General features: G+C 48.2%; 22 protein-coding genes, 1 pseudogene and 1 riboswitch. Of the genes and pseudogenes, 21 read left to right on the top strand and 2 right to left on the bottom strand.

The annotated features are described in order from the left end of the window. Positions 1-57 precede the first annotated feature (57 nt). From ON063_RS03470 to ON063_RS03410, 13 genes are all read left to right on the top strand, one after another. Positions 58-315, top strand: a complete 258-nt coding sequence (locus ON063_RS03470) for a thioredoxin family protein (protein WP_214785793.1) — start codon at positions 58-60, stop codon at positions 313-315. Between the two features lie 450 nt (positions 316-765). Continuing rightward, a riboswitch (SAM riboswitch) is annotated at positions 766-872 on the top strand. Positions 873-1009: 137 nt separating this feature from the next. Next, a complete protein-coding gene (locus tag ON063_RS03465) occupies positions 1010-2038 on the top strand; it encodes a methionine ABC transporter ATP-binding protein (protein WP_214693486.1) in 1029 nt (342 codons plus the stop codon). Beyond that, positions 2028-2690: a methionine ABC transporter permease gene (locus ON063_RS03460; protein WP_012726857.1), complete on the top strand. Its 663-nt coding sequence runs from the start codon at positions 2028-2030 to the stop codon at positions 2688-2690. The genes ON063_RS03465 and ON063_RS03460 overlap by 11 nt, the downstream gene beginning before the upstream one ends. Positions 2691-2720: 30 nt before the next feature. Continuing rightward, positions 2721-3554 (top strand): MetQ/NlpA family ABC transporter substrate-binding protein, encoded by an 834-nt coding sequence (locus tag ON063_RS03455; protein WP_274664248.1) that lies wholly within the window; start codon positions 2721-2723, stop codon positions 3552-3554. Positions 3555-3654: 100 nt separating this feature from the next. After that, positions 3655-4869, top strand: a complete 1215-nt coding sequence (locus ON063_RS03450) for an MDR family MFS transporter (protein WP_274664247.1) — start codon at positions 3655-3657, stop codon at positions 4867-4869. A 178-nt stretch (positions 4870-5047) separates the two neighbouring features. Then, positions 5048-5809, top strand: a complete 762-nt coding sequence (gene sufC, locus ON063_RS03445) for a Fe-S cluster assembly ATPase SufC (RefSeq protein ID WP_143180266.1) — start codon at positions 5048-5050, stop codon at positions 5807-5809. Between the two features lie 12 nt (positions 5810-5821). Further along, positions 5822-7090 carry a Fe-S cluster assembly protein SufD gene (gene sufD, locus ON063_RS03440; RefSeq protein WP_214693478.1) on the top strand — a complete coding sequence of 423 codons (1269 nt, stop codon included), beginning with the start codon at positions 5822-5824 and terminating at the stop codon, positions 7088-7090. A 1-nt stretch (position 7091) separates the two neighbouring features. Then, a complete protein-coding gene (locus tag ON063_RS03435) occupies positions 7092-8312 on the top strand; it encodes a cysteine desulfurase (protein WP_274664246.1) in 1221 nt (406 codons plus the stop codon). Beyond that, a complete protein-coding gene (gene sufU, locus ON063_RS03430) occupies positions 8302-8736 on the top strand; it encodes a Fe-S cluster assembly sulfur transfer protein SufU (RefSeq protein ID WP_026825487.1) in 435 nt (144 codons plus the stop codon). Before ON063_RS03435 ends, sufU begins: the two co-directional genes overlap by 11 nt. 19 nt (positions 8737-8755) lie before the next feature. Continuing rightward, on the top strand, positions 8756-10153 hold the full coding sequence (sufB, locus tag ON063_RS03425) for a Fe-S cluster assembly protein SufB (RefSeq protein ID WP_047795116.1): 1398 nt from the start codon (positions 8756-8758) through the stop codon (positions 10151-10153). Positions 10154-10222: 69 nt separating this feature from the next. Next, positions 10223-10657 (top strand): hypothetical protein, encoded by a 435-nt coding sequence (locus ON063_RS03420; RefSeq protein ID WP_274664245.1) that lies wholly within the window; start codon positions 10223-10225, stop codon positions 10655-10657. After that, entirely contained in the window at positions 10654-11076 is a 423-nt protein-coding gene (locus ON063_RS03415; protein ID WP_251126887.1) for a DUF6678 family protein, read from the top strand. The genes ON063_RS03420 and ON063_RS03415 overlap by 4 nt, the downstream gene beginning before the upstream one ends. 559 nt (positions 11077-11635) lie before the next feature. After that, positions 11636-12619: an L-lactate dehydrogenase gene (locus ON063_RS03410; protein WP_274664244.1), complete on the top strand. Its 984-nt coding sequence runs from the start codon at positions 11636-11638 to the stop codon at positions 12617-12619. A gap of 95 nt (positions 12620-12714) precedes the next feature. Here ON063_RS03410 and ON063_RS03405 read toward each other — a convergent pair whose 3' ends face one another. Next, positions 12715-14097 carry an alanine/glycine:cation symporter family protein gene (locus tag ON063_RS03405; RefSeq protein WP_274664243.1) on the bottom strand — a complete coding sequence of 461 codons (1383 nt, stop codon included), beginning with the start codon at positions 14095-14097 and terminating at the stop codon, positions 12715-12717. Between the two features lie 115 nt (positions 14098-14212). On the opposite strand from ON063_RS03405, the pseudogene ON063_RS03400 reads away from it, so the two are divergent. From ON063_RS03400 to ON063_RS03365, 8 genes and pseudogenes are all read left to right on the top strand, one after another. Next, positions 14213-14428 (top strand): annotated as a pseudogene (locus ON063_RS03400) (acylphosphatase); the annotation flags it as partial. 204 nt (positions 14429-14632) lie between these two features. Beyond that, the gene (brnQ, locus tag ON063_RS03395; RefSeq protein WP_214746231.1) at positions 14633-15952 is read left to right on the top strand and encodes a branched-chain amino acid transport system II carrier protein; all 1320 of its coding nucleotides are present in this window, start codon (positions 14633-14635) and stop codon (positions 15950-15952) included. Positions 15953-16057: 105 nt separating this feature from the next. Then, complete coding sequence (locus tag ON063_RS03390; RefSeq protein ID WP_274664242.1) at positions 16058-17239, top strand: MFS transporter; 1182 nt, start codon at positions 16058-16060, stop codon at positions 17237-17239. 11 nt (positions 17240-17250) lie between these two features. Continuing rightward, positions 17251-18096 carry a DUF72 domain-containing protein gene (locus tag ON063_RS03385; RefSeq protein ID WP_214746239.1) on the top strand — a complete coding sequence of 282 codons (846 nt, stop codon included), beginning with the start codon at positions 17251-17253 and terminating at the stop codon, positions 18094-18096. A gap of 9 nt (positions 18097-18105) precedes the next feature. Continuing rightward, the gene (locus tag ON063_RS03380) at positions 18106-19452 is read left to right on the top strand and encodes a bifunctional metallophosphatase/5'-nucleotidase (protein ID WP_274664241.1); all 1347 of its coding nucleotides are present in this window, start codon (positions 18106-18108) and stop codon (positions 19450-19452) included. 48 nt (positions 19453-19500) lie between these two features. Further along, entirely contained in the window at positions 19501-19869 is a 369-nt protein-coding gene (locus ON063_RS03375) for a YutD family protein (protein ID WP_074033531.1), read from the top strand. 155 nt (positions 19870-20024) lie between these two features. Further along, a complete protein-coding gene (locus ON063_RS03370; protein ID WP_074033530.1) occupies positions 20025-20330 on the top strand; it encodes a hypothetical protein in 306 nt (101 codons plus the stop codon). Between the two features lie 103 nt (positions 20331-20433). Further along, positions 20434-21105 carry a DUF975 family protein gene (locus ON063_RS03365; protein WP_274664240.1) on the top strand — a complete coding sequence of 224 codons (672 nt, stop codon included), beginning with the start codon at positions 20434-20436 and terminating at the stop codon, positions 21103-21105. A 42-nt stretch (positions 21106-21147) separates the two neighbouring features. On the opposite strand, the gene ON063_RS03360 is transcribed toward ON063_RS03365, so the two are convergent. Then, on the bottom strand, positions 21148-21338 hold a 191-nt coding region (locus tag ON063_RS03360; RefSeq protein ID WP_274664239.1), incomplete at its 5' end, for a fructose-bisphosphatase class II.

Below are 21338 nucleotides of genomic sequence, written 5' to 3'. Positions count from 1 at the left end.
GCACGATTTTTGAACGGGACTCGAACGACCATTATAATGACAGGAGAGGTGAGAAAAATGATTACAGACGGATTCTTATATATATACGCCCCGATGTGTGGTACATGCGCTGTCGCGGAGAAAATGTTGACGGTCGTCGAGGCGGTCGACCCTGAAATTCAGATTGAAAAACGCGATGCGAACTATATCCCAAACGAGCTTGAAGCTTATCAGGTGATGAGTGTCCCAGCGCTGTTAAAGCTTGAAAATGGCGAGGTTCGGGATCGTCTTTACGCCTTTCAAAACGTTCAACACGTCCTCTCTTTCGTGAAGTGAGAGAGGAACATTAGAATAATCTGAAAATTTTAAATAATCAGTTGACACAGAAAGTTCACGAATGGTATATTCATTACAACATCTTACTTGAACACAAAATAGGACGCGATATTCCCGACATCAAGACGTTTTGGTGAAGCCGCTGCTACCTTTATACGAATACACGTCAGTCTTCCCTTCGATTGTCCCCCAAAAAAATCAAGCGAAGAAAGACGTTCCGTATAATCGCACGGTCCAAGTCAAGATCGAGTGATGATTGGTGAATCTCCCCCATATAAGGATGTAAATCTTGAACGGGCAAAAGATTTTCATCTATGGGCTGTCCTTCCGTGACTCAAGGTGCTACGTTCTGTGTCGTCCTCGGACGGCACCTTTTTTTGATTTTTTTGAAAAAATGATTTGACAGCAGAAAAAGCTGTCGCTATGATAAAGCTAATCGAATACACAACACTCTTATCAAGAGAGGCTGAGGGACTGGCCCTATGACGCCCAGCAACCGCGGAGCAATCCGAAATGGTGCTAATTCCAGCAAGGTGAGAAACCTTGACAGATGAGAGCAATCGTTGTCCGTACGATAAAGTGCGCACGTTTGCTCAAGAAACCTTGACAGATGAGAGCAATCGTTGTCCGTACGATAAAGTGCGCACGTTTGCTCAAACGTGCGCGCTTTTTTTGTTGTCAGGAGGGAAATGTATTGATTCAATTACGAAACGTCGCCAAATGGTTCGATACGAAAAATGGTCGTGTCCAGGCGGTCGATGATGTATCACTAACGATTGATCGCGGTGAAATTTTTGGAATAATCGGATATTCGGGGGCGGGAAAGTCGACGCTCATCCGATTGCTCAACCGTCTCGAATCACCGTCTAGCGGTGAAATCGAGGTCGCCGGGAGTGAGCTCACGAAGCTCAGCCCGAAAGAATTACGAGGGGTTCGCAAGAACGTCTCGATGGTCTTCCAGCACTTTAACCTTCTGTGGTCGCGCACGGTCGCAGAAAACATCAGCTTCCCACTCGAATTGATCGGGGTTCCGGCAAGTGAGCGGAAGCGTCGGGTTCAAGAACTCGTCGAGCTCGTCGGACTATCAGGTCGCGAAGACAGCTATCCGTCACAATTATCGGGCGGTCAAAAACAGCGAGTCGGGATTGCCCGCGCGCTCGCTACAAATCCAGAGGTGCTCCTCTGTGACGAAGCGACAAGCGCGCTCGACCCGAAGACGACGGATTCGATTCTTGAACTGCTCGTCAGCATCAATAAGAAGCTCGGATTGACAATCGTCCTCATCACACATGAGATGCACGTCATCCAAAAGATTTGTCATCGCGTCGCCGTGATGGAGGCAGGGAAAGTCGTTGAGACAGGTCAAGTCTCTGACGTGTTCCAACATCCGGAGCAGCCGATCACGAAAGAATTCGTCAAGCAAATCGGGGCGGTCGACGATCTGTCGCTCACGTTCGAACATTTGAAAGCACGCTATCCGAGTGGGCAAATCGTCAAATTGAAATTCTTGAACGAAACGGCAGAACAGCCGATTTTGTCTGACGTCCTTAAGACGCACGACATCGGATTCAACATCATCGGCGGGAACGTGACTCAGTCACAAGTCGGTGCGCTCGGCACGCTATTCATCCAATTGATTGGGGAAGCACGAGAAATCGAACGCGCCATCGCGTCGATTCGTTCGCAATCAGTAGAAGTGGAGGTGGAAAGCGATGTTTCCTAACGTAGACTGGCAAATCATGATGGAACAGACATGGGAGACGTTATACATGACGCTCGTCGCGGGTGTCGCGACGTTTGTGATTGGACTCGCTTTAGGTTTGATTCTTTATATTACAAACGAATCGCTATTATTGAAGAATCGTCCGATTTACGTCTTCGTCAGCGCGATCGTCAACGTGTTCCGTTCGATCCCGTTCATCATCTTAATCATCTTACTCATCCCGTTCACGTTGTTCCTGCTCGGTACGATGCTCGGTTCGACGGCGGCGCTTCCGGCACTTATCATCGGAGCTGCACCGTTCTACGCCCGTATGGTCGAACTTGCCCTTCGTGAAGTCGACCGCGGTGTCATCGAGGCAGCGGAATCGATGGGCGCGACGAAATGGCAAATCATTTATAAAGTGTTGATTCCGGAAGCACTTCCGGCAATCGTTTCAGGACTCACGGTGACCATTGTGGCAATCGTCGGTTATACGGCGATGGCCGGTGTCGTCGGAGGCGGCGGACTCGGGAACTTGGCCTTCTTGGAAGGGTTCCAACGCTCACAAAACGACGTCACGTTCGTGGCGACGGTGCTCATCTTGATCATCGTGTTCGTCATCCAGTTCATCGGTGACCGACTCGTCACAAAAATTGATAAACGTTCAGCTTAATTACACATACACCATTTGGAGGGATTCATAATGAAAACTTGGAAAACAGTACTCGGATTGACAGCTTTATCAGCATTCACAGTTCTCGCGGCTTGCGGCGGGGAAGAGGCAGAAACAGGTTCTGGCGATGAAAAAACATTGGTTGTCGGTGCGTCGAACGTACCGCACGCTGAGATTTTAGAGCACGTACAAGAAGAATATGAAGCAAAGGGCTACAAACTCGAAATCAAGAAGTTCCAAGACTACGTGCTTCCGAACAAGACGCTCGCAAGTGGTGAGCTTGATGCGAACTACTTCCAACATGAGCCATACCTCAAATCACAAATGGCTGAAAACAAAGACTATAAATTCGCATCTGCGGGTGGCGTTCACATTGAGCCAATCGGTGTCTACTCACAAGACTACAAATCGCTCGACGAACTTCCTGAAGGTGCGGAAATCATCATGAGTTCATCGGTTGCTGACCACGGACGTATCCTCACGATGCTCCAATCAGAAGGTCTCATCACACTTGCTGAAGGCAAGACAGTCGATGCGACAGTCTCTGACATCGTTGATAACCCGAAAAACTTGAAATTTAAGACGGACGTTGAAGCAGCACTTCTTCCGACAGCTTACAACAACGGAGAAGGCGATGCGGTCCTCATCAACACGAACTACGCGATCGATGCAGGCCTCAACCCACTTGAAGATGCCATCGCACTTGAAGGCGAAGACTCACCATACGTCAACTTGATCGTCACACGTGAAGGAGACGAAGAAGATGAGCGCGTCAAGGCACTTCTCGAAGTATTGACTTCTGAAGAGACACAACAGTGGATCTTGGACGAATACAAAGGTGCAGTCGTACCGGTACAACAATAAGCAATCTCGACTCAGGGGTCATCCCCTGGGTCTTTTTTTGTCTAGTGTTCTTTCATAAAGAGAAGTACACTACATATATGAAAGAAAAGGGGGGATTTGGATGAAGCTCAGACAGATTCATCCACTGACGTGGGGCGTCCTGTTCGGGACGTTTTTTGCACGACTGGCGACGTTTTTCGTCATGCCATTTTTTGCGATCTATCTGGCCACGCTCGGCTTTTCGGCGAGTGTGATTGGAACGATCTTTGCCGTGACGGCACTTTCGGGTCTGTTCATGAGCTTCTTTGGAGGAACTCTTTCTGACCGATATGGGCGAAAACAGCTCATGCTGATCGGCATCGTGCTCAATGCCGTCACGTTCGCTGGTCTCGCGCTCGCGACCGAGTTGTTTTGGTTTTATATGTTATCGATGTTGATGGGCATGTCGCGATCTTTCTTAGAACCGGCTTCGCGGGCACTTATCAGTGACACGACGCAGGCAGACCAACGGGTCATCGTCTATAACGTCCGTTACTTCATGATCAATATCGCCGCGGCCATCGGGCCACTCTTGGCGGTCGTCTTATCGCTCACAGGTGTAAAGACCGCATTCTTTGTCGTGACGGCAGTATACATATTGTATGGAATCATCATCTCGATCTTGTTTTATAAGTATCCGTTTGAAGAAGGAGACGGGGTCAAGGCACGGCCACGCTTGACGGAGACGTTTCGCGTTTTACGAGACGACCGGACATTCCGTGCGGTCATCATCGGGATGATTTTCGCGATTATCGGTTACAGTCAGTTCAATTCGACGCTTCCTCAATTCATTGCGTTACGCGACGGACTAGAAGACGGTTCGAGATTGTTCGCTTACTTATTGACGACGAACGCAATCACGGTGCTCATCGTCCAATATCCAATTATGCGTTTCGGGATTCGTGTCTCGCCGATCAAGTCACTCTTCTTCGGCATTTCGACGTTGTCGTTCGGTCTTTTATTGATTGGGTTTGCGACAGTTGAATGGGTGCTCTTTGTGGCAATGGCCATTTTCACGGTCGGCGAAGTGTTGATGTTCACGATGACGGACGTATTGACGGACGAACTGGCGCCCGAACATTTACGGGGAACTTATTTTGGGGCGATGGGATTGACGTCACTCGGTCAGACAATCGGACCGATTATCGGTGGGGTGTTACTCGATACGTTTGGCCAATCATCGCTTCCGGTGTTCGGAAGTTTGGCGCTCTTAACGGGATGTGGTGCCTTCTTCTTCGCGGCCGCAGTACGAGAGCGGAAAGCCGTCCTTGCACTTGTCGAAGAGAATGCCGGATAATGTCTTGATTTCCTACTATTAGCATTCTCAACTTTTATCATTCTATTGAGAATGAATTCTAAGGTGAGTCGCTTGAAATAAAAAAATGACTAGTCTAAGATTAGAATATATCTAATCTACGCCATTCACTATGGCGAGAAAATACGGAAGGGGTATCCGAATGTCTAACGTACCACAAATGAAAATTGATGACCTCCGCGTCTCAATCGAAGGAAAAGAGATTGTCAAAGGTCTTAACCTAGAAATTAAAGGTGGCGAAATTCATGCCATCATGGGTCCTAACGGGACTGGTAAATCAACACTCGCATCAGCACTCATGGGTCATCCACTTTATGAGGTCACTGGGGGAAGCGTCGAATTGAACGGCGAAGATGTCCTCGAGATGGAAGTCGACGAGCGCGCACAAGCAGGAATGTTCCTTGCGATGCAGTACCCGGCTGAAATCAGCGGTGTGACAAACGCAGACTTCTTGCGTTCAGCAATCAACTCACGTCGTGAAGAAGGTCAAGAAATCTCACTCATGAAGTTCATCCGTGAACTCGATGCGAAGATGGAACTTCTCGAAATCCCTTCAGAAATGGCACACCGTTACTTAAACGAAGGATTCTCAGGCGGTGAGAAGAAACGTAACGAAATTCTTCAAATGATGATGATTCAACCGAACATCGCCATCTTGGATGAAATCGACTCAGGTCTTGATATCGATGCGCTCAAAGTTGTCGCAAAAGGCGTTAACGAAATGCGTTCAGAAGAGTTCGGCTGCTTGATCATCACGCACTACCAACGTCTCCTCAACTATATTGAGCCAGACTTCGTACACATCATGATGGACGGGAAAATCGTCATGTCTGGTGGCAAAGAGCTCGCACAGCGACTCGAAGCAGAAGGTTACGACTGGGTGAAGCAAGAACTCGGAATGACAGTAGACACAGAAGCGTAAGGAGGCTGTACGATGACCGTACAATTTGAATTGGATGCACAAGCGTTGTCGGCACGTGCAGAAGCGCTCGGCGGACCAGCATGGATGGTCAACCGTCGTAAAGAGGCAGCAGAACTTGCGCCGACACTTGCTTTGCCAAAAGTTGAAAAGATTAAGATTGATAAGTGGGACTTCGCAGCGGGTGATGTCAATCTCGAACCGAAAGACGGTTTGACAGCTGACATCGAATCACTTCTCGGAGACCACCGGACAAACGTGCTCGTTGAACGCAACGGTCATGTCGTCTATAACGAATTGTCGATGCCAGAAGGCGTCTTATTCATGGGAATCAAAGAAGCGATGGAGCAACATCCTGAGCTCGTTGAGAAATACTTCATGACAGAAGGCGTACGTGTCGATGAAGAACGTCTTTCGGCGTTGAACGCTGCTCTTACAAACGGTGGTGCGTTCATCTACGTACCGAAAAACACACAGTTGAAAGATCCGCTTCAAGCGATCTTTACGATGGAACAGGCGAACGGTGCCCTCTATCACCACACGATTCTCGTCGCTGACGAAGGTAGTGAAGTGACATACATCGAAAACTTCCTTTCTGGTACGAACGAACCGCACACGGTCAACGTCGTGACGGAAGTATTCGCTGGAGAGAACGCAAAAGTCGTCTTCGGTGGTGTCGATCAGCTCGCTGAATCTGCACTCACGTTCATGAACCGTCGCGGTGTCGTCTATGCGAACGGTCGCCTTGACTGGGCGCTCGGTCACATGAACGACGGGAACTCGGTCGTTGAGACGAAGACTCACCTCGTCGGAGACAACACGTATTCGGATACAAAAGCTGTGACAATCGGTCGCGGTGCACAAAAACAAAACTTCAACATCCGTACCGACCACTTCGGAAAAGCATCTGAAGGGTTCATCTTGATTCACGGTGTCCAAAAAGACGCAGCTACTGCGATCTTCAGCGGGACATCGATGATTCACCACGGTGCGTCAAAATCGAACGGTGTTCAAACAGAGCGCGTCTTGATGCTCTCTGAAAAAGCACGTGGAGATGCCAACCCGATTCTTCTCATCGATGAAGATGATGTTATGGCAGGTCACGCGGCATCAGTCGGCCGTGTCGATGATGTTCAATTGTACTACTTGATGAGCCGTGGATTGTCTCGCCAAGAGGCAGAGCGTTTAATCATCCACGGATTCTTGACGCCTGTCGTCGAAGAACTCGCAATCGATTCGGTCAAAGACCGTCTCCGCGAAGTCATCGAAGGGAAAGTACGTTAAGATGTTGAACGCCTCGATTCGTGAACAGTTTCCGATTTTAGATCAGGAAATCAATGGACACCCGCTCGTTTATCTTGATAGCGCGGCGAGCTCACAAAAGCCGCTCGCTGTCATCGAGGCGATCGAGGACTATTATCGTCGCAATCATTCGAACGTGCATCGTGGCGTCCATACGCTCGGGACGCAAGCGACGGATGCGTATGAAGGAGCACGCGAACGCGTCCGCTCGTTCATCCATGCGACGGTTCCTGAAGAAATCATTTTCACACGTGGGACGACGACGGCAATCAACTTGGTCGCGTCGAGCTACGGAGATGCGAATGTCGGTGAAGGCGACGAAATCGTCCTCACTCCGATGGAACACCATGCGAACTTGATTCCATGGCAACAACTCGCTAAGCGGAAAGGCGCGACGCTTCGTTACGTCGAACTCACGCCGGACGGACGTGTCACATTGGATGCCGTTCAAGCCGTCTTATCGGAGCGGACGAAAATCGTCGCGATGAGCCACGTCTCAAACGTGCTCGGTACGATCAACCCGATTGCCGAAGTCGCTCGACTCGCGCATGAGTTTGGCGCCGTCATGGTCGTCGATGCCGCACAAAGTGCACCGCATCGTAAACTGGACGTTCAGGCGCTCGACTGTGACTTCCTTGCCTTTTCTGGACATAAGATGCTCGGACCGACTGGAATCGGTGTCTTATACGGGAAGAAACAACTTCTCAAAAACATGGAGCCGGTCGAGTTCGGTGGCGAGATGATCGACTACGTTGATTTGTATGAATCGACGTGGAAAGACATCCCGTACCGTTTCGAAGCGGGTACGCCAATCATTGCTGGGGCGGTCGGACTTGCGGCAGCCATCGATTTCTTAGAAGAAATCGGGCTTGAGAACGTCGAAGCACACGAACGTGAACTCGCGTCTTACGCGATCGAACAGATGAAAACGATTGAAGGGATCGAGATTTATGGTCCTGAAGATCGCGTCGGTCTCGTCACGTTCAACTTGAAGGACGTGCATGCGCATGACCTCGCGACCGTTCTCGATATGCAAGGCATCGCGGTTCGTGCCGGTCACCACTGTGCACAACCACTCATGCGTCTTTTGAAGCAATCATCGACGGCGCGGGCGAGCTTCTATTTGTACAACACAAAAGAAGAGGTCGACCGTTTCATCGAGGGATTACGTCAAACGAAGGAGTATTTCAATTATGAGTTTTAATAATCTCGACATGTTGTACCGCCAGGTCATCATGGATCACTATAAAAACCCAAGAAACCGTGGCGTCATCGAAGATGGCGTGACGGTGGACTTGAACAACCCGACATGTGGGGATTCGCTTCGTCTTCAACTACAAGTCGAAGACGACATCGTCAAAGATGCGAAGTTCGAAGGAGAAGGCTGCTCGATCAGTCTCGCCTCGGCATCGATGATGACCCAAATCGTCAAAGGAAAAACAGTAGAAGAGGCGCTTCAACTCGCTAACATCTTCTCTGAAATGGTTCAAGGCAAAGAGTACGACACGGATACGTTTGACCTCGGTGATATCGAGGCGCTCTCAGGCGTATCGAAATTCCCGGCTCGAATCAAGTGTGCCACGCTCGCGTGGAAGGCGCTTGAAAAAGGAGTAGACGAGGACGCGTAAGGAGAAGGAGGAGACCGATATGGCAAAGAATATGCCGGAAATTGGCGATTATAAATACGGCTTCCATGATCGGGACGTTTCGATTTTCCGTTCAGGCCGCGGCTTGACGACAGAAATTGTAGAGACGATCTCGCGCATGAAAGAAGAGCCACAATGGATGCTCGACTTCCGTTTGAAGTCGTTGGATCACTTCAATAAGATGGCGATGCCGACATGGGGCGGAGACCTCTCAGCACTTGATTTCGACGAAATCACTTACTATGTCAAACCATCTGAAAAGACAGAACGCTCATGGGATGAGGTACCAGAAGAAATCAAACGTACGTTTGACAAGCTCGGTATCCCAGAAGCAGAGCAAAAATACTTGGCAGGTGTCTCGGCTCAGTATGAGTCTGAGGTTGTCTACCACAGCATGCAAGAAGACTTCGAAGCCAAAGGTGTCATCTTCAAAGATACAGACACAGCACTCAAAGAAGACGAAGAAATCTTCAAAGAGTACTTTGGGAAGTTGATCCCGCCGACAGACAACAAGTTTGCGGCCCTCAACTCAGCTGTTTGGTCGGGTGGCTCGTTCATCTACGTACCAAAAGGTGTGAAACTCGAACAACCGCTCCAAGCTTATTTCCGCATCAACTCGGAAAACATGGGTCAGTTCGAGCGTACGCTCATCATCGTCGACGAAGGCGCATCGGTTCATTATGTCGAAGGATGTACGGCACCGGTTTACACAACGAACTCGCTTCACTCAGCGGTCGTTGAGATCTTCGTCAACAAAGACGCATACTGCCGTTACACGACAATCCAAAACTGGGCGAACAACGTCTACAACTTGGTAACGAAACGTGCAGTCTGTGAAGCGGGTGGATCAATGGAGTGGATCGATGGAAACATCGGATCGAAACTCACGATGAAATACCCAGCTGTCATCTTGAAAGGGGAAGGCGCACGTGGGATGACACTCTCGATCGCCCTCGCTGGTAAAGGACAGCACCAAGACGCTGGAGCGAAAATGATTCACCTCGCGCCGAACACGTCTTCGTCAATCGTCTCGAAATCAATTTCGAAACAAGGCGGAAAAGTATCGTACCGTGGAATCGTCCACTTCGGCCGTAAAGCGAAGGGCGCGCGCTCGAACATCGAGTGTGACACGCTCATCATGGACAACGAGTCAACGTCAGATACAATCCCGTACAACGAAATCTTGAACGACCAAGTGTCGCTCGAGCACGAAGCGAAAGTCTCAAAAGTGTCAGAAGAGCAACTCTTCTACCTCATGAGCCGTGGAATCTCGGAAGAAGAAGCGACAGAAATGATCGTTATGGGCTTCATCGAGCCATTCACAAAAGAATTGCCAATGGAATATGCGGTCGAAATGAACCGTCTCATCAAGTTCGAGATGGAAGGTTCGATTGGATAATCGTGACTTTGAAACCAGCGAAGCTAAGCTTCGCTGGTTTTTTGTATAATGAAATAAGGAGGCGATAACGTGACCCATCGATTTTTAGTAGAGAGCCGAGAGATTTATTCATTCATGAATCCCATGCTTGTCATTTGCCCGAGATGTGGGGGACAGGCTGATGTGTGGGAGAAGAATGATGAGGTGCGCCTCAGTTGTCTTCATTGCGGTCATTTGCAAATGAAAGAGAGCGGTACGAAGTACGTCGGAGAACCAATCGATGTTCATTTTGGTTTGCCGCTATTTTTACAAATAAGTTGCTATGGTCATGTGTTATGGGCTTACAACCGTGAACACCTCAACTATATTAAATATTATATCGAGGCAAAGATTCGGACGAGCGAGGGAACGAAACGTAGTCTCGAAAGTCGATTACCCGCTTGGATGAAACGCAAGCAGAATCGTAAAGAAGTATTACGAACGATTGAAAAATTAGAGCTTATGATAGAAGGTTCAACAGCATGAACCGACGAGAAGAACTGCAATACATAGAGAGACACCAATTGACATCGGTAATGAACGAAACAAAATGGCAACGTCTTAATCGAGCTGTCTCTGAAGCGTTGACGTATGCGCCGCCGTATCAAATGAAATACTTAGGGGAGGATACGTTATTTCCAAGTGATTTGTTATCCGAGTATGAAATATCGTGGGGAGAGTGGGATGAGATTTGGCTGGAATCCCGTTTACGCTCAATCGAATGGATTCGTTTGCGACCAAGCGTACTGCTCTATAAGGGAGTGATTCTTGACCCAGATGTTTGTGATATGTCCACCGAACTCATTTCAATTTTAGAGAGAGAAAAAATTCCGTTCATTCTGGAAAGTGAGACGATTCAAATTTTTGGTTATGTTCGGAATACAGGAATCTTTGAATCGAAGTAGGATATTTAATAAATAAAAGTAGTCATAACGAATATCGTTGCTTATGGAGGTTATATTGAAAAAAAATTTATTTATATTTCTTTCGTTTATTTTTTGGTGGATTTTAATTGATGAGTTAATTTTATTCATTCCAACTAAAAATTTTGCACTACTGTTTCTTTCAGCTCTTTTTTGGGCTCCAGTATTTTCTGTTTTGATTACATTTTTAAGTGTTTATTACTTTGAAAAGCTCAGTAATCCCAAATTGTACTGGAGTATTGTGGCAACATATTCATTTGTCTCATTATGGAGTATATTAAAAATTGTCCGTATATTGTATTTTTAAAAATCTTTGAAGTAAGATCTTAACATTGCTTCAAAACAGTGAAAAACCTCTGACTAAGTTTAGCTTAGAAAAGAGAAAAGGGCAGTGCTGAGTGACCCGATTGATGCTGGGTCACTCGCCTTTTGTACAATAAAATTTAATGTATTCGTGTATTTTTCATGCGGCTTTTGTCATTAAAGATGGAAGAGTCGGGTATGCTAAAAAGAGAATGATATATAGAAAGGAAGGATCTATATGACACGTATTCCGCATAAAGATGATATTGACCCGAAAGACATCACCCGCATCGCCGTCATCGGTGCCGGTTGGGTCGGGGTCAGTTTTGCTTATCAATTGTCAACGGCAGCCCTTTGTGAAGAGCTCGTCTTAATCGACTCGAATCATGCCAAAGCAGAAGGGGAGGCAATGGACCTGAATCACGGCATCTCCTTCGCCCCGACACCGGTCCGAATCTGGGCAGGGGACTATTCGGATTGTAAAGATGCAGATATCGTCGTCATCACGGCAGGCGCGGCGCAAAAACTCGGTCAAACACGGATGGACCTCGTCGAGCAAAACGCGAAAGTCGTCCGCACTGTGACACAAGACTTGATGAAGAGTGGATTTGACGGCATCTTAGTCGTCGCGACGAACCCGGTCGATGTCATGGCACACGTCGCTTGGAAAGCATCGGGTTTACCGAAAGAACGTGTCATCGGGTCAGGGACCGTCCTCGATACGGCGCGACTCCGTTACAAGCTCGGAGACTATTTCGAACTGTCGCCACGAAACTGCCACGCTTATTATATGGGGGAACATGGCGATACGGGATTTGTCGCATGGAACAACGCGCGCATCTATGGAAAGAGTATCGATGAACTGTTGGCAGAGAACGAAAAGTATCAGTTTGAGGACTTGGAATCCATCTATACAGATGTACGCGACGCTGCTTATCAGATTATCGAGTATAAGAGTGCCGCTTATTATGCGATTGGGGTCGGCTTGCTACGCATCATCCGGGCCATCGTTCGAAATGAAAACTCCGTCGTCACGATTGGGGCTCATTTAGACGGCGAGTATGGGGCGAGTGACGTGCATATCGGTGTACCGGCCTTGATTGACCGGAGCGGCATTCGCAAGATCATCGAGATTGAATTGACGGACGAAGAACAACAGAAGTTTGATGCCTCGGTACAGGCCATCAAGGCTGGAATCGAGAAAGTCGAACCAGCATCCTAAAAAAAGATCCGACTGCGTGAGCAGTCGGATTGTTGGTTAAGATGCTTCTTCTTCAGCGATATCTTTCTTATAGTACTTCTCGGACTCATTGTTGGTTAAGATGCTTCTTCTTCAGCGATATCTTTCTTATAGTACTTCTCGGACGTGAAGAATTCGGTCGTTAATCGCTTCACCTCGCTGCTGAGTAACAATACGGCAATCATGTTCGGGATGAGAATCATCGCGAGCATCAAGTCGAGGAAGTTCCAAATCATTTGTGCTCCACCGATTGAACCGATGACGATGGAGACGATATAAACCGCCTTCATGATTTTTCCTGCTGTCAAACCGAACAAGTACTCGGCCTGACGCGAGCCGTAAAAAATAATGACGATGATTGTCGAGAGCACGAAGAAAATGAGGGAGATCGTGACGAGTAAACTTCCCGTATACCCAAAGTATTCACGGAAGGCGATTGTCGTCAATGCTGCTGGGTCTTCCATTGCTCCCTCCGCCGTCCAGACACCTGAAGACAAGACGACGAAGGCTGTCGTGCTACAAATGATCAACGTATCGATGACGATTCCGATGACCGCCCAGAATCCTTGGCGTACCGGATGATCCGTCTGCGCAGCGGCATGGGCGATCGGTGCCGTCCCAAGACCGGCTTCATTCGAGTATAGACCGCGGGCGAAACCCCAACGAATCGTTTCGGCGACTGCGGCTCCGGCGAAACCACCGAACGCGGCCATCGGCTCGAACGCGTAAGAGAAGATAAGACTGAGCACGCTTGGAATCTCAGACAAGTTCATCAACACGATGATGAGCCCGGCCCCGACGTAGACGAGTGCCATCCCAGGAACGACGATCTCGGTCACTTTCGCGATCCGTTTCAGACCACCGAAGACGATGATGCCGACAAGAACGGCAACGATAATGCCGGTGATGAGCGTGTTTCCGTTGAACGTCTCACGGACCGCGGAGCTGACGGCGTTCCCTTGTACCATGATACTCGGGATGAGTTCGATCATGAGGGCGAAGGCGAACCAAGTCGCAAGCCACTTCCAACGAAGGCCTTTTGATATGTAGTAGACAGGTCCACCGACAAATTCGCCGGCGTCATTCTTTTCACGATAATGGACGGCCAGTACGCTCTCCGAGAACTTGATGGCCATGCCGATCATGGCAATGACCCACATCCAGAAGATGGCACCCGGTCCCCCGAACATGATCGCTGCAGGCACACCGATGATGTTCGCGGCCCCGACTGTTGAAGAGAGCGCTGATGTTAAGGCTTGTCTCGGGCTTATGTCGCCTTCACCTTTTGGTTTTTTAAAGATGCTGCCGAATGTTTGCTTAAATATGTAGATTGGATAGCGAAACTGAAAGAAACCAAGTTTGATCGTGAGAAACACACCGGACAGGACGAGTAACGAGATGATCGGCACGCCCCAAAGCCAATTCGAAAAACTCGTGACGATATCGATAACTGCATTCATATAACCACTCCAATTCCATTATTTTACTTAAATACTGTTTCCTAAAGTAAGGACCTCTAAACATCTTTGTCAAAATAAAGGAGGAATATAGAATGAGAGTCGCTACGGATTTCGATACTTTTCCCAAGAGACAGCTCGCCAATACGGAATTAAAGGATGGGTGCGAAACTTGAATGACGGAACGGTCGAACTTCATGTAGAAGGCACAAATGAAGACATCGAGTCATTTCAAAATGCTTTAAAAGACGGAAATCGTTTCGTCGGCGTCGAGCGAATTGACGAAGCGAAAACAGATGATCAAGGATTCCAGAAGTTTGACATTCGTTATTAAACGCTTACATTCTCCTTCGTGCTGAAGGGGGATTTTTTTGTGAAATCTACATTTCAAAAAATTAAACCTCGAATTTTGGAGATGGGGTGGTCAAACGATAGGAAGTGTGTATAATGAAATAGACCAAGCGATATATTGTCAGAAAATTTAGTTATTATTTTTTTGTTAAGTCGTTCGGAATATCAAGTGTATGGAGGTAGTTGTATGAAAAAATCGACATTGTTCCCGTTAGCGTTTACGATTTTTGCTTTATTCTTTGGGGCCGGGAACTTGCTGTTCCCACCAGAGCTCGGCGCCTTGGCGGGGGAAAACCTCGTACCGGCGATGATCGGGTTCGTCATTACGGGTGTCGGTTTACCGCTTCTTGCTTTGTTCGCAGTCGCTCGGGTAGGCGGCGGAACAGACCAAATTGCTCGTTATATTCCAAAACGTCTCGCGCTCGTCTTGACGGGATTGATGTATGTAGCCATCGGGCCATTCTTCGGAATCCCACGTACGGCTGCTGTCACGTATGAAATGGGACTTGTTCCGTTTCTCGATGCACCTTCAACTTTGACACTTGCGATGAGTTCGACCGTCTTTTTCGGGTTGACGTTCTTCTTGACGCTTCGTGCTCAAAAGTTGATTGAAGTCATCGGACGAATCATCACACCTATCCTCTTGTTCTTGCTCGCAGCGATTGGAATCACGAACCTTGTCGCTCCACTCGGAGAGCCAGGAGCTCCAGCAGAAGGGTTTGAGACATGGGTTGGCGCACTTGGCCAAGGTTTCCAACAAGGTTATTTGACGATGGATGTATTCGGGGCCCTCGTCTTTGGGGCAATCGTCCTCGTCACGTTGAAAGCCAATGGATTGAGTGACCAAAAAGAAGCGTCTTCACTCCTTCGCTCTGCAGGGATGCTCGCTGTTACCTGTTTGATGCTCGTCTACATCTCGCTCGGATCGATCGGTGCGAATATGACGGTCGCAGAAGGAACAACGAGTGGTGCAAGCCTTCTCCAAGCGTTCGCTGGTACGTCATACGGCCAAGTCGGAATGCTCGCTCTCGGGTTAGCGGTCTTCCTCGCTTGTTTGACGACAGCGGTCGGACTCATCTCAGAGTTCTCACGCTTCATCAGCAACCAGTTTGATTCACTCAAATACCACCATGTTGTCATCGCGACTACATTGTTCGGCTATTTGATCTCGCTCGTCGGATTGGGCACGTTGATCCAAATCGCGGTCCCACTTCTCACGCTTCTCTATCCGGTCATGATCGCGCTCGTGCTCGTGTCGGTGACAGAACGACTTCAACGCAACCCTGGTGTGGCGATGAAGGCTACGATTTACACGGCACTCGTTCTTTCGTTGTTTGAGACGTGGAATGGCATCCAGCCGTCTGCGGTCACTTCTTGGATCTCAAGCTTGCCAATGGCGGAAATTGGTCTTGCTTGGGCGGTTCCAACGATGATTGTCTATGCGATCACACTCCTTCTTCCGAAGGGTGCATCGCAAGAATCACTTGCTCAGTCACGCATCTCATAAGTCTAGCCCATCCTTTGGTCAAGGATGGGCTTTTTTCTGTCTTATTGTTTGCCCATATGTGAGCTCAAACAGTAAAATGGAAAGATGAAAAGGGAGTGACATGCGTTGACAACAAAACAAAAAAATCAATTGGCGATCCTCATGTTAAATATGTTTATCGCCGTCGCCGGCTTCGGGATCATCATCCCGATTATTCCGGATTACTTAAAGATGATTGGCGAAGGGGGAACCGCCGCCGGGTTGATGATTTCCGTATTTGCGGGTGCTCAGCTCGTCATGTCACCGATTGCGGGGAAATGGGCAGACGTGTACGGTCGTCGCTTGATGATTATTTTAGGTCTCATCGGATTTACCATCTCGATGGGCGTCTTCTACCTATCGGATAATTTAACAATCCTGCTCGTGTCGCGTGCCATTGGGGGAGTCGGGGCCGCGTTATTGATTCCGGCCATCTTTGCCTATGTCGCGGATATCACGACGCTCGAACAGCGAGCGCGAGGAAACAGTTATATTTCCGCGGCAATGTCATTAGGAATTGTCGTCGGACCAGGAATTGGTGGATTTTTTGCCGAGTTCGGGCTAAAGACACCACTACTCGTCTCAGCAATCGTTTCGTTCATTGCTGTCATTTCATCCGTTCTTCTTTTAAAAGAACCGGACCGTGCTCCTTACGTGGCACCGAAAATAAAGGAATCATTACCGACACAATTGGTCATGTCGACACGCAAGCCATACTTCTTCGTGTTATTGATCAACTTAGTCATGGCGTTCGGACTCATGGCGTATGAATCAGTGCTTGGATTATACGTCAGTGAAATGTTCAGCGCGACGCCTCAAGAGATTGCGATTATGGTGACGGGAACGGGCGTTGTCAGTGTCATCGTCCAACTGTTCGCGGTAGACCGTTTAGTCGAGTTGATGGGAGAGGTCAAAGTCGTTCTCGCCTTCATCGCGCTCGCGGCGTTTGGTTTCCTATTATCGCTCTTCGCGGGAACGTATATGTTGTTCTTTGCAGTGACACTCGTCATTTTCTTGTCAACGTCGATCTTGCGCCCGGTATTGAACACGCTCGTCTCAAAACTTGCCGGAAACGAGCAGGGACTCGCGATGGGGATGAACAACGCCTATATGAGCATCGGAAATATTTTAGGACCGACACTCGCGGGTATTGCGTTTGATATTGATATGCGCTATCCGTTCATCATGGGGCTGGTCTTGTTGCTCATTACGTATACAGGCACATGGAACTGGTCGAAACGGAAAACGACCGTCATTTCGGAGTCATAAAGGAGGACGCTATGATTTACGTTGGTGTGACTGGATGGGGTGACCACGATTTGTTATACACGACCCCAGAGGAACGAAAACATAAACTATCGACGTACGCGGGTCATTTCCCGACCGTTGAAGTCGATTCGACATTTTATGCGATACAACCCGTGAAAAATTTCGAGAAGTGGGATGCCGAGACGCCGGACCATTTCCAATTCGTCGTCAAAGTTTCCCGGGAAATGAGCGGACATGACCGTGAACCGAAAACACCACTTATTGAATTGTTTGAGCGTTATCGTGTTTCGGTCGATCCATTGAAACAGGCAGGGAAGTTGCGGGCGGTGCTCGTCCAGCTACCACCTTGGTTCGACGTATCGAAACCACATCTCGACTATTTACGAACACTCCGTGCCGAACTCTCTGATTATGAGATTGCCATCGAGTTTCGTAACCCGACTTGGTTCTCTGAAGCGTTCCGAGACCGTACGCTCCAATTTTTGAAGGAACAGCGATTCATCAATACGATTTGTGACGAGCCACAAACGAAAGAGAGCAGTATTCCGTTCGTGCCGGTCGTGACGCACCCTGAGGTAGCCGTCGTTCGATTACACGGACGTAATACATCAGGTTGGCTCAAGAAACCGGGAATGACGAGTCAAGAATGGCGGCACGTCCGTTGTCTATATCGCTATAGTGAGGAAGAACTTCAGGAACTCGCCGCCTCGCTCCGCGAGATTGACCGTGAAGCGAAAGACGTGTATGTATACTTTAACAACAACTCGGCCGGGGACGCGGCTCCGAACGCCAAACGTTTGATTGAAATTCTTGGGCTCGAATACGAGCTTGCACCTAGACAAATTAGTCTGTTTTAGAAGGAAGGGATGGCCGTGACGAAACTTACTATTTTTCATTACAATGATCTTCACTCAAAGTTCGACCAATGGCCGAAACTTGTTTCATTTCTAGAAGAACGTCGCACGGACGATACCCTCTACTTTGATTTAGGGGATCATGCCGATCGCACACATCCGGCGACTGAAGTGACGCGTGGGAAGTTGAACGTTCGCTTACTCGAGCGACTTCAACCGACGGCCGTCACGATTGGAAACAATGAAGGCATCACGTTTCCACACGATTGGTTAGCCGATCTATATGAAGAGGCGACGTTCCCGATTTTGCTTGGGAATGTGTATGAAGCAGACGGGTCGCGACCAGATTGGGTCGAAGAAACGCTTGTTCTTGAGCGTGATGGGTTGAAAATTGGCTTATTTGGTGTCACAGCCCCTTATGAAGAGTTGTATCCCGAACTTGGTTGGCAAATCGAATCGCCTTACGAAGCGACAAAGCGAGCGCTAGAGCGGTTGGCACATTGTGATGTCATCATCGCACTCAGTCATCTCGGTTTCTTCGGGGATGAACGATTAGCAGACATGTATCCTGACATTGACGTCATCCTCGGGGCCCATACGCATCACGTTTTAGATGAAGGCGTGACGACGAACGGAGTGCTCATTGCACAAGCAGGGAAATATGGAAAGTATGTCGGGGAAGTGACGCTGACGCTCGATGAGTCAGGAGTCGTGTCGAAAGAAGCTCGCCTCCACGAACTGTCACAACAATCAGATAGTCCAGATACGTTGGCTTTGTTAGATACAGAAGGGGCAGATGCCGAACGCCTCCTTGATATCACAATCGCAGAAACAGAAGGATATGCATCTGATTGGTTCGGGCATTCTCCGCTTAGTGAGTTGCTTGTAGAAGGGATGGTCGAATGGTGTGCAGCCGATGTCGGAATCATTCCGTCCGGAGTCGTCCTAGACGGTCTCGCTCCAGGAAAAGTCACGCTGAACATGTTGCATCGGATCTGTCCACATCCAATCAACCCATGTGTCCTGACGCTTGACGGTAAGACGCTCGAACGATTTTTACATGACGTAAATGAGGAAACGTTCACGAATATGCACGTCAGAGGTCTAGGATTCAGAGGCACCGTACTCGGTGAGCCGAGTCTGTATCAAATCGAACAGCGGGACGGTCAGTACTACGTCATGGGAGAAAAGCTAGAACCGAATCGGACGTATCGCGTCGCGACGGTCGATATGCTGACGTTTGGACCGCTCCTTCCATACTTAGCAGACCAACCGAAGCGATATTTCATGCCGGAATTACTACGGGATGTGTTGCGAGAGACAATTGTCGCTCGTCATGAGGTGATTCGAAAAGGATAGAGCCGTCATAGCGGGACATGCTATGATAGTAGAGTGGAGGTGGGAGCGATGATTCGAGTGAATCGCCACGGATATACCGTTTTAGAAGAGAAGCGCGACGGATTTGATGAAGAAGCGTTTATCGCAAGGTATAGTGACGTGCTTGATAAATACGACTATATTGTCGGCGACTGGGGACACGGGCAGCTACGTTTGAAAGGGTTCTATGAACCACAATCAAAGTTAGCGACGTATGAGAACCGGATTGATCACGTGATGGACTATGTATACGAATATTGCAATTTCGGATGTCCTTATTTCGTTCTGAAGAAGGAGACGGACATTAACGAAGAAGAGAGTGGTCCTGTCTTTGGTGGAACGAAGCAGAAACTGAAATTGAAGCGGAAGTTCAACAAGACTGAAGAGACAAATGCGTAAAGTGCTGAGTAATCAGCACTTCTTTTATTACAGTTAATTTCCAAATATTTCGTTTAGGTAAAAAGTCATGACTTCGAGTTTAAGGGTTGGAAAAATGTGATAAATTGTCATTAAGGATAGTTACGTAGTTTTGGTTTTTAGAGTGAGGTGATTGGATGCAACATGTACAAACGACCGTCGGGGATCGGGATGACGTCCATAATCGAATTCATAATCTCGGACTAGGGATACTGGCCATGTTCTTTTTTGGCTTTCATATCATGATGACTTTTTATTTTACGGCGGCAGTCATTCTTTTTGAACTCATTCATGTGTTGATCGTCCGTCGCTTTGAATACAGCCACTCTTTTTTACGGAGTCGCGTTTTCAAAGTTACATCTCACCTAGCGTTTTCGCTCGGAGTGCTCTTGTTGATCTTATCCATGTCTCAGTTCTTTTTAGGTAACGTAATGATTCGTTAAGCGGAAAGGGAAAAATCCTTTCCCTTTTTTTATGTTTTTTTGAAACGTCCTTCAACCTTTTCACGTACACTGTAGAGAAGACTATAAAAAAGGGTGGGTTACAATGAGATCTGAATGGAAACAACATGCACGACAAGCACTGAAAGGAAAATGGTGGCTCATGGCTGGATTGGCACTCTTGTTCATGATCATCAACGGGATTCCACAAGGATTTGCTCCACCTGTGGACCCGAATTCTACAGAGCCGCTCACATCGACAGACGTCACGTTAAGTTTCGTGTCGAACGTTCTTCAAATCTTGATTGCACCACTTGCCATCGGTTGGTCATGGCTCGCTCTTAACGTATCACGCGGAAATGGCGCATCACTCTCGACATTGTTCAAGCCGTTCCAAAAACGTTATGTGAAACATGTCATCACGTCTTTCGTGATGGGTGTGTTCCTCGTATTGTGGACATTATTGCTCATCGTACCTGGAATCATCAAAGGATTCTCGTACTCGCTTACGCCGTATATCTTACGCGATCAGCCTGAGCTTTCAGCACTTGAATCGATCACAGAATCGCGTCGTCTCATGGACGGGCACAAGTTGGAAGCATTCATGCTCTTCTTGTCGTTCTTCGGATGGTTCCTCGTTGGTATTTTGACACTAGGGATTGGGTTCTTCTTCATCGGGCCTTACTTCTCGACAACGTATGCGACGTTCTATGACTCGATTCGCGACAATCAAGTTGGTTCGGACGAGCCGGTACACGGAACGGAACAAGGATTCTAATCAACAAAACGCCTCGCTCATTTTATTGAGCAAGGCGTTTTTTTAGGCATTGACTTCAGTTTTTTGTAAGTATGGCTTCAATGACAAGTGATGTTCAGCCACGACTTTACGAATCGTGCGTGTCTTCGAGCGCATGACGAGTGACGTCGTCTCGACGATATCATCCGTCAAGAACTTGACGCCATCGAGCAACTCACCTGACGTGACACCCGTCGCAGCAAAGATGCAGTCGT

The organism is Exiguobacterium sp. B2(2022) (assembly GCF_028823655.1).
GTDB lineage: Bacteria > Bacillota > Bacilli > Exiguobacteriales > Exiguobacteriaceae > Exiguobacterium > Exiguobacterium aestuarii_A.
This window is presented reverse-complemented; position numbering and strand designations above follow the sequence as displayed.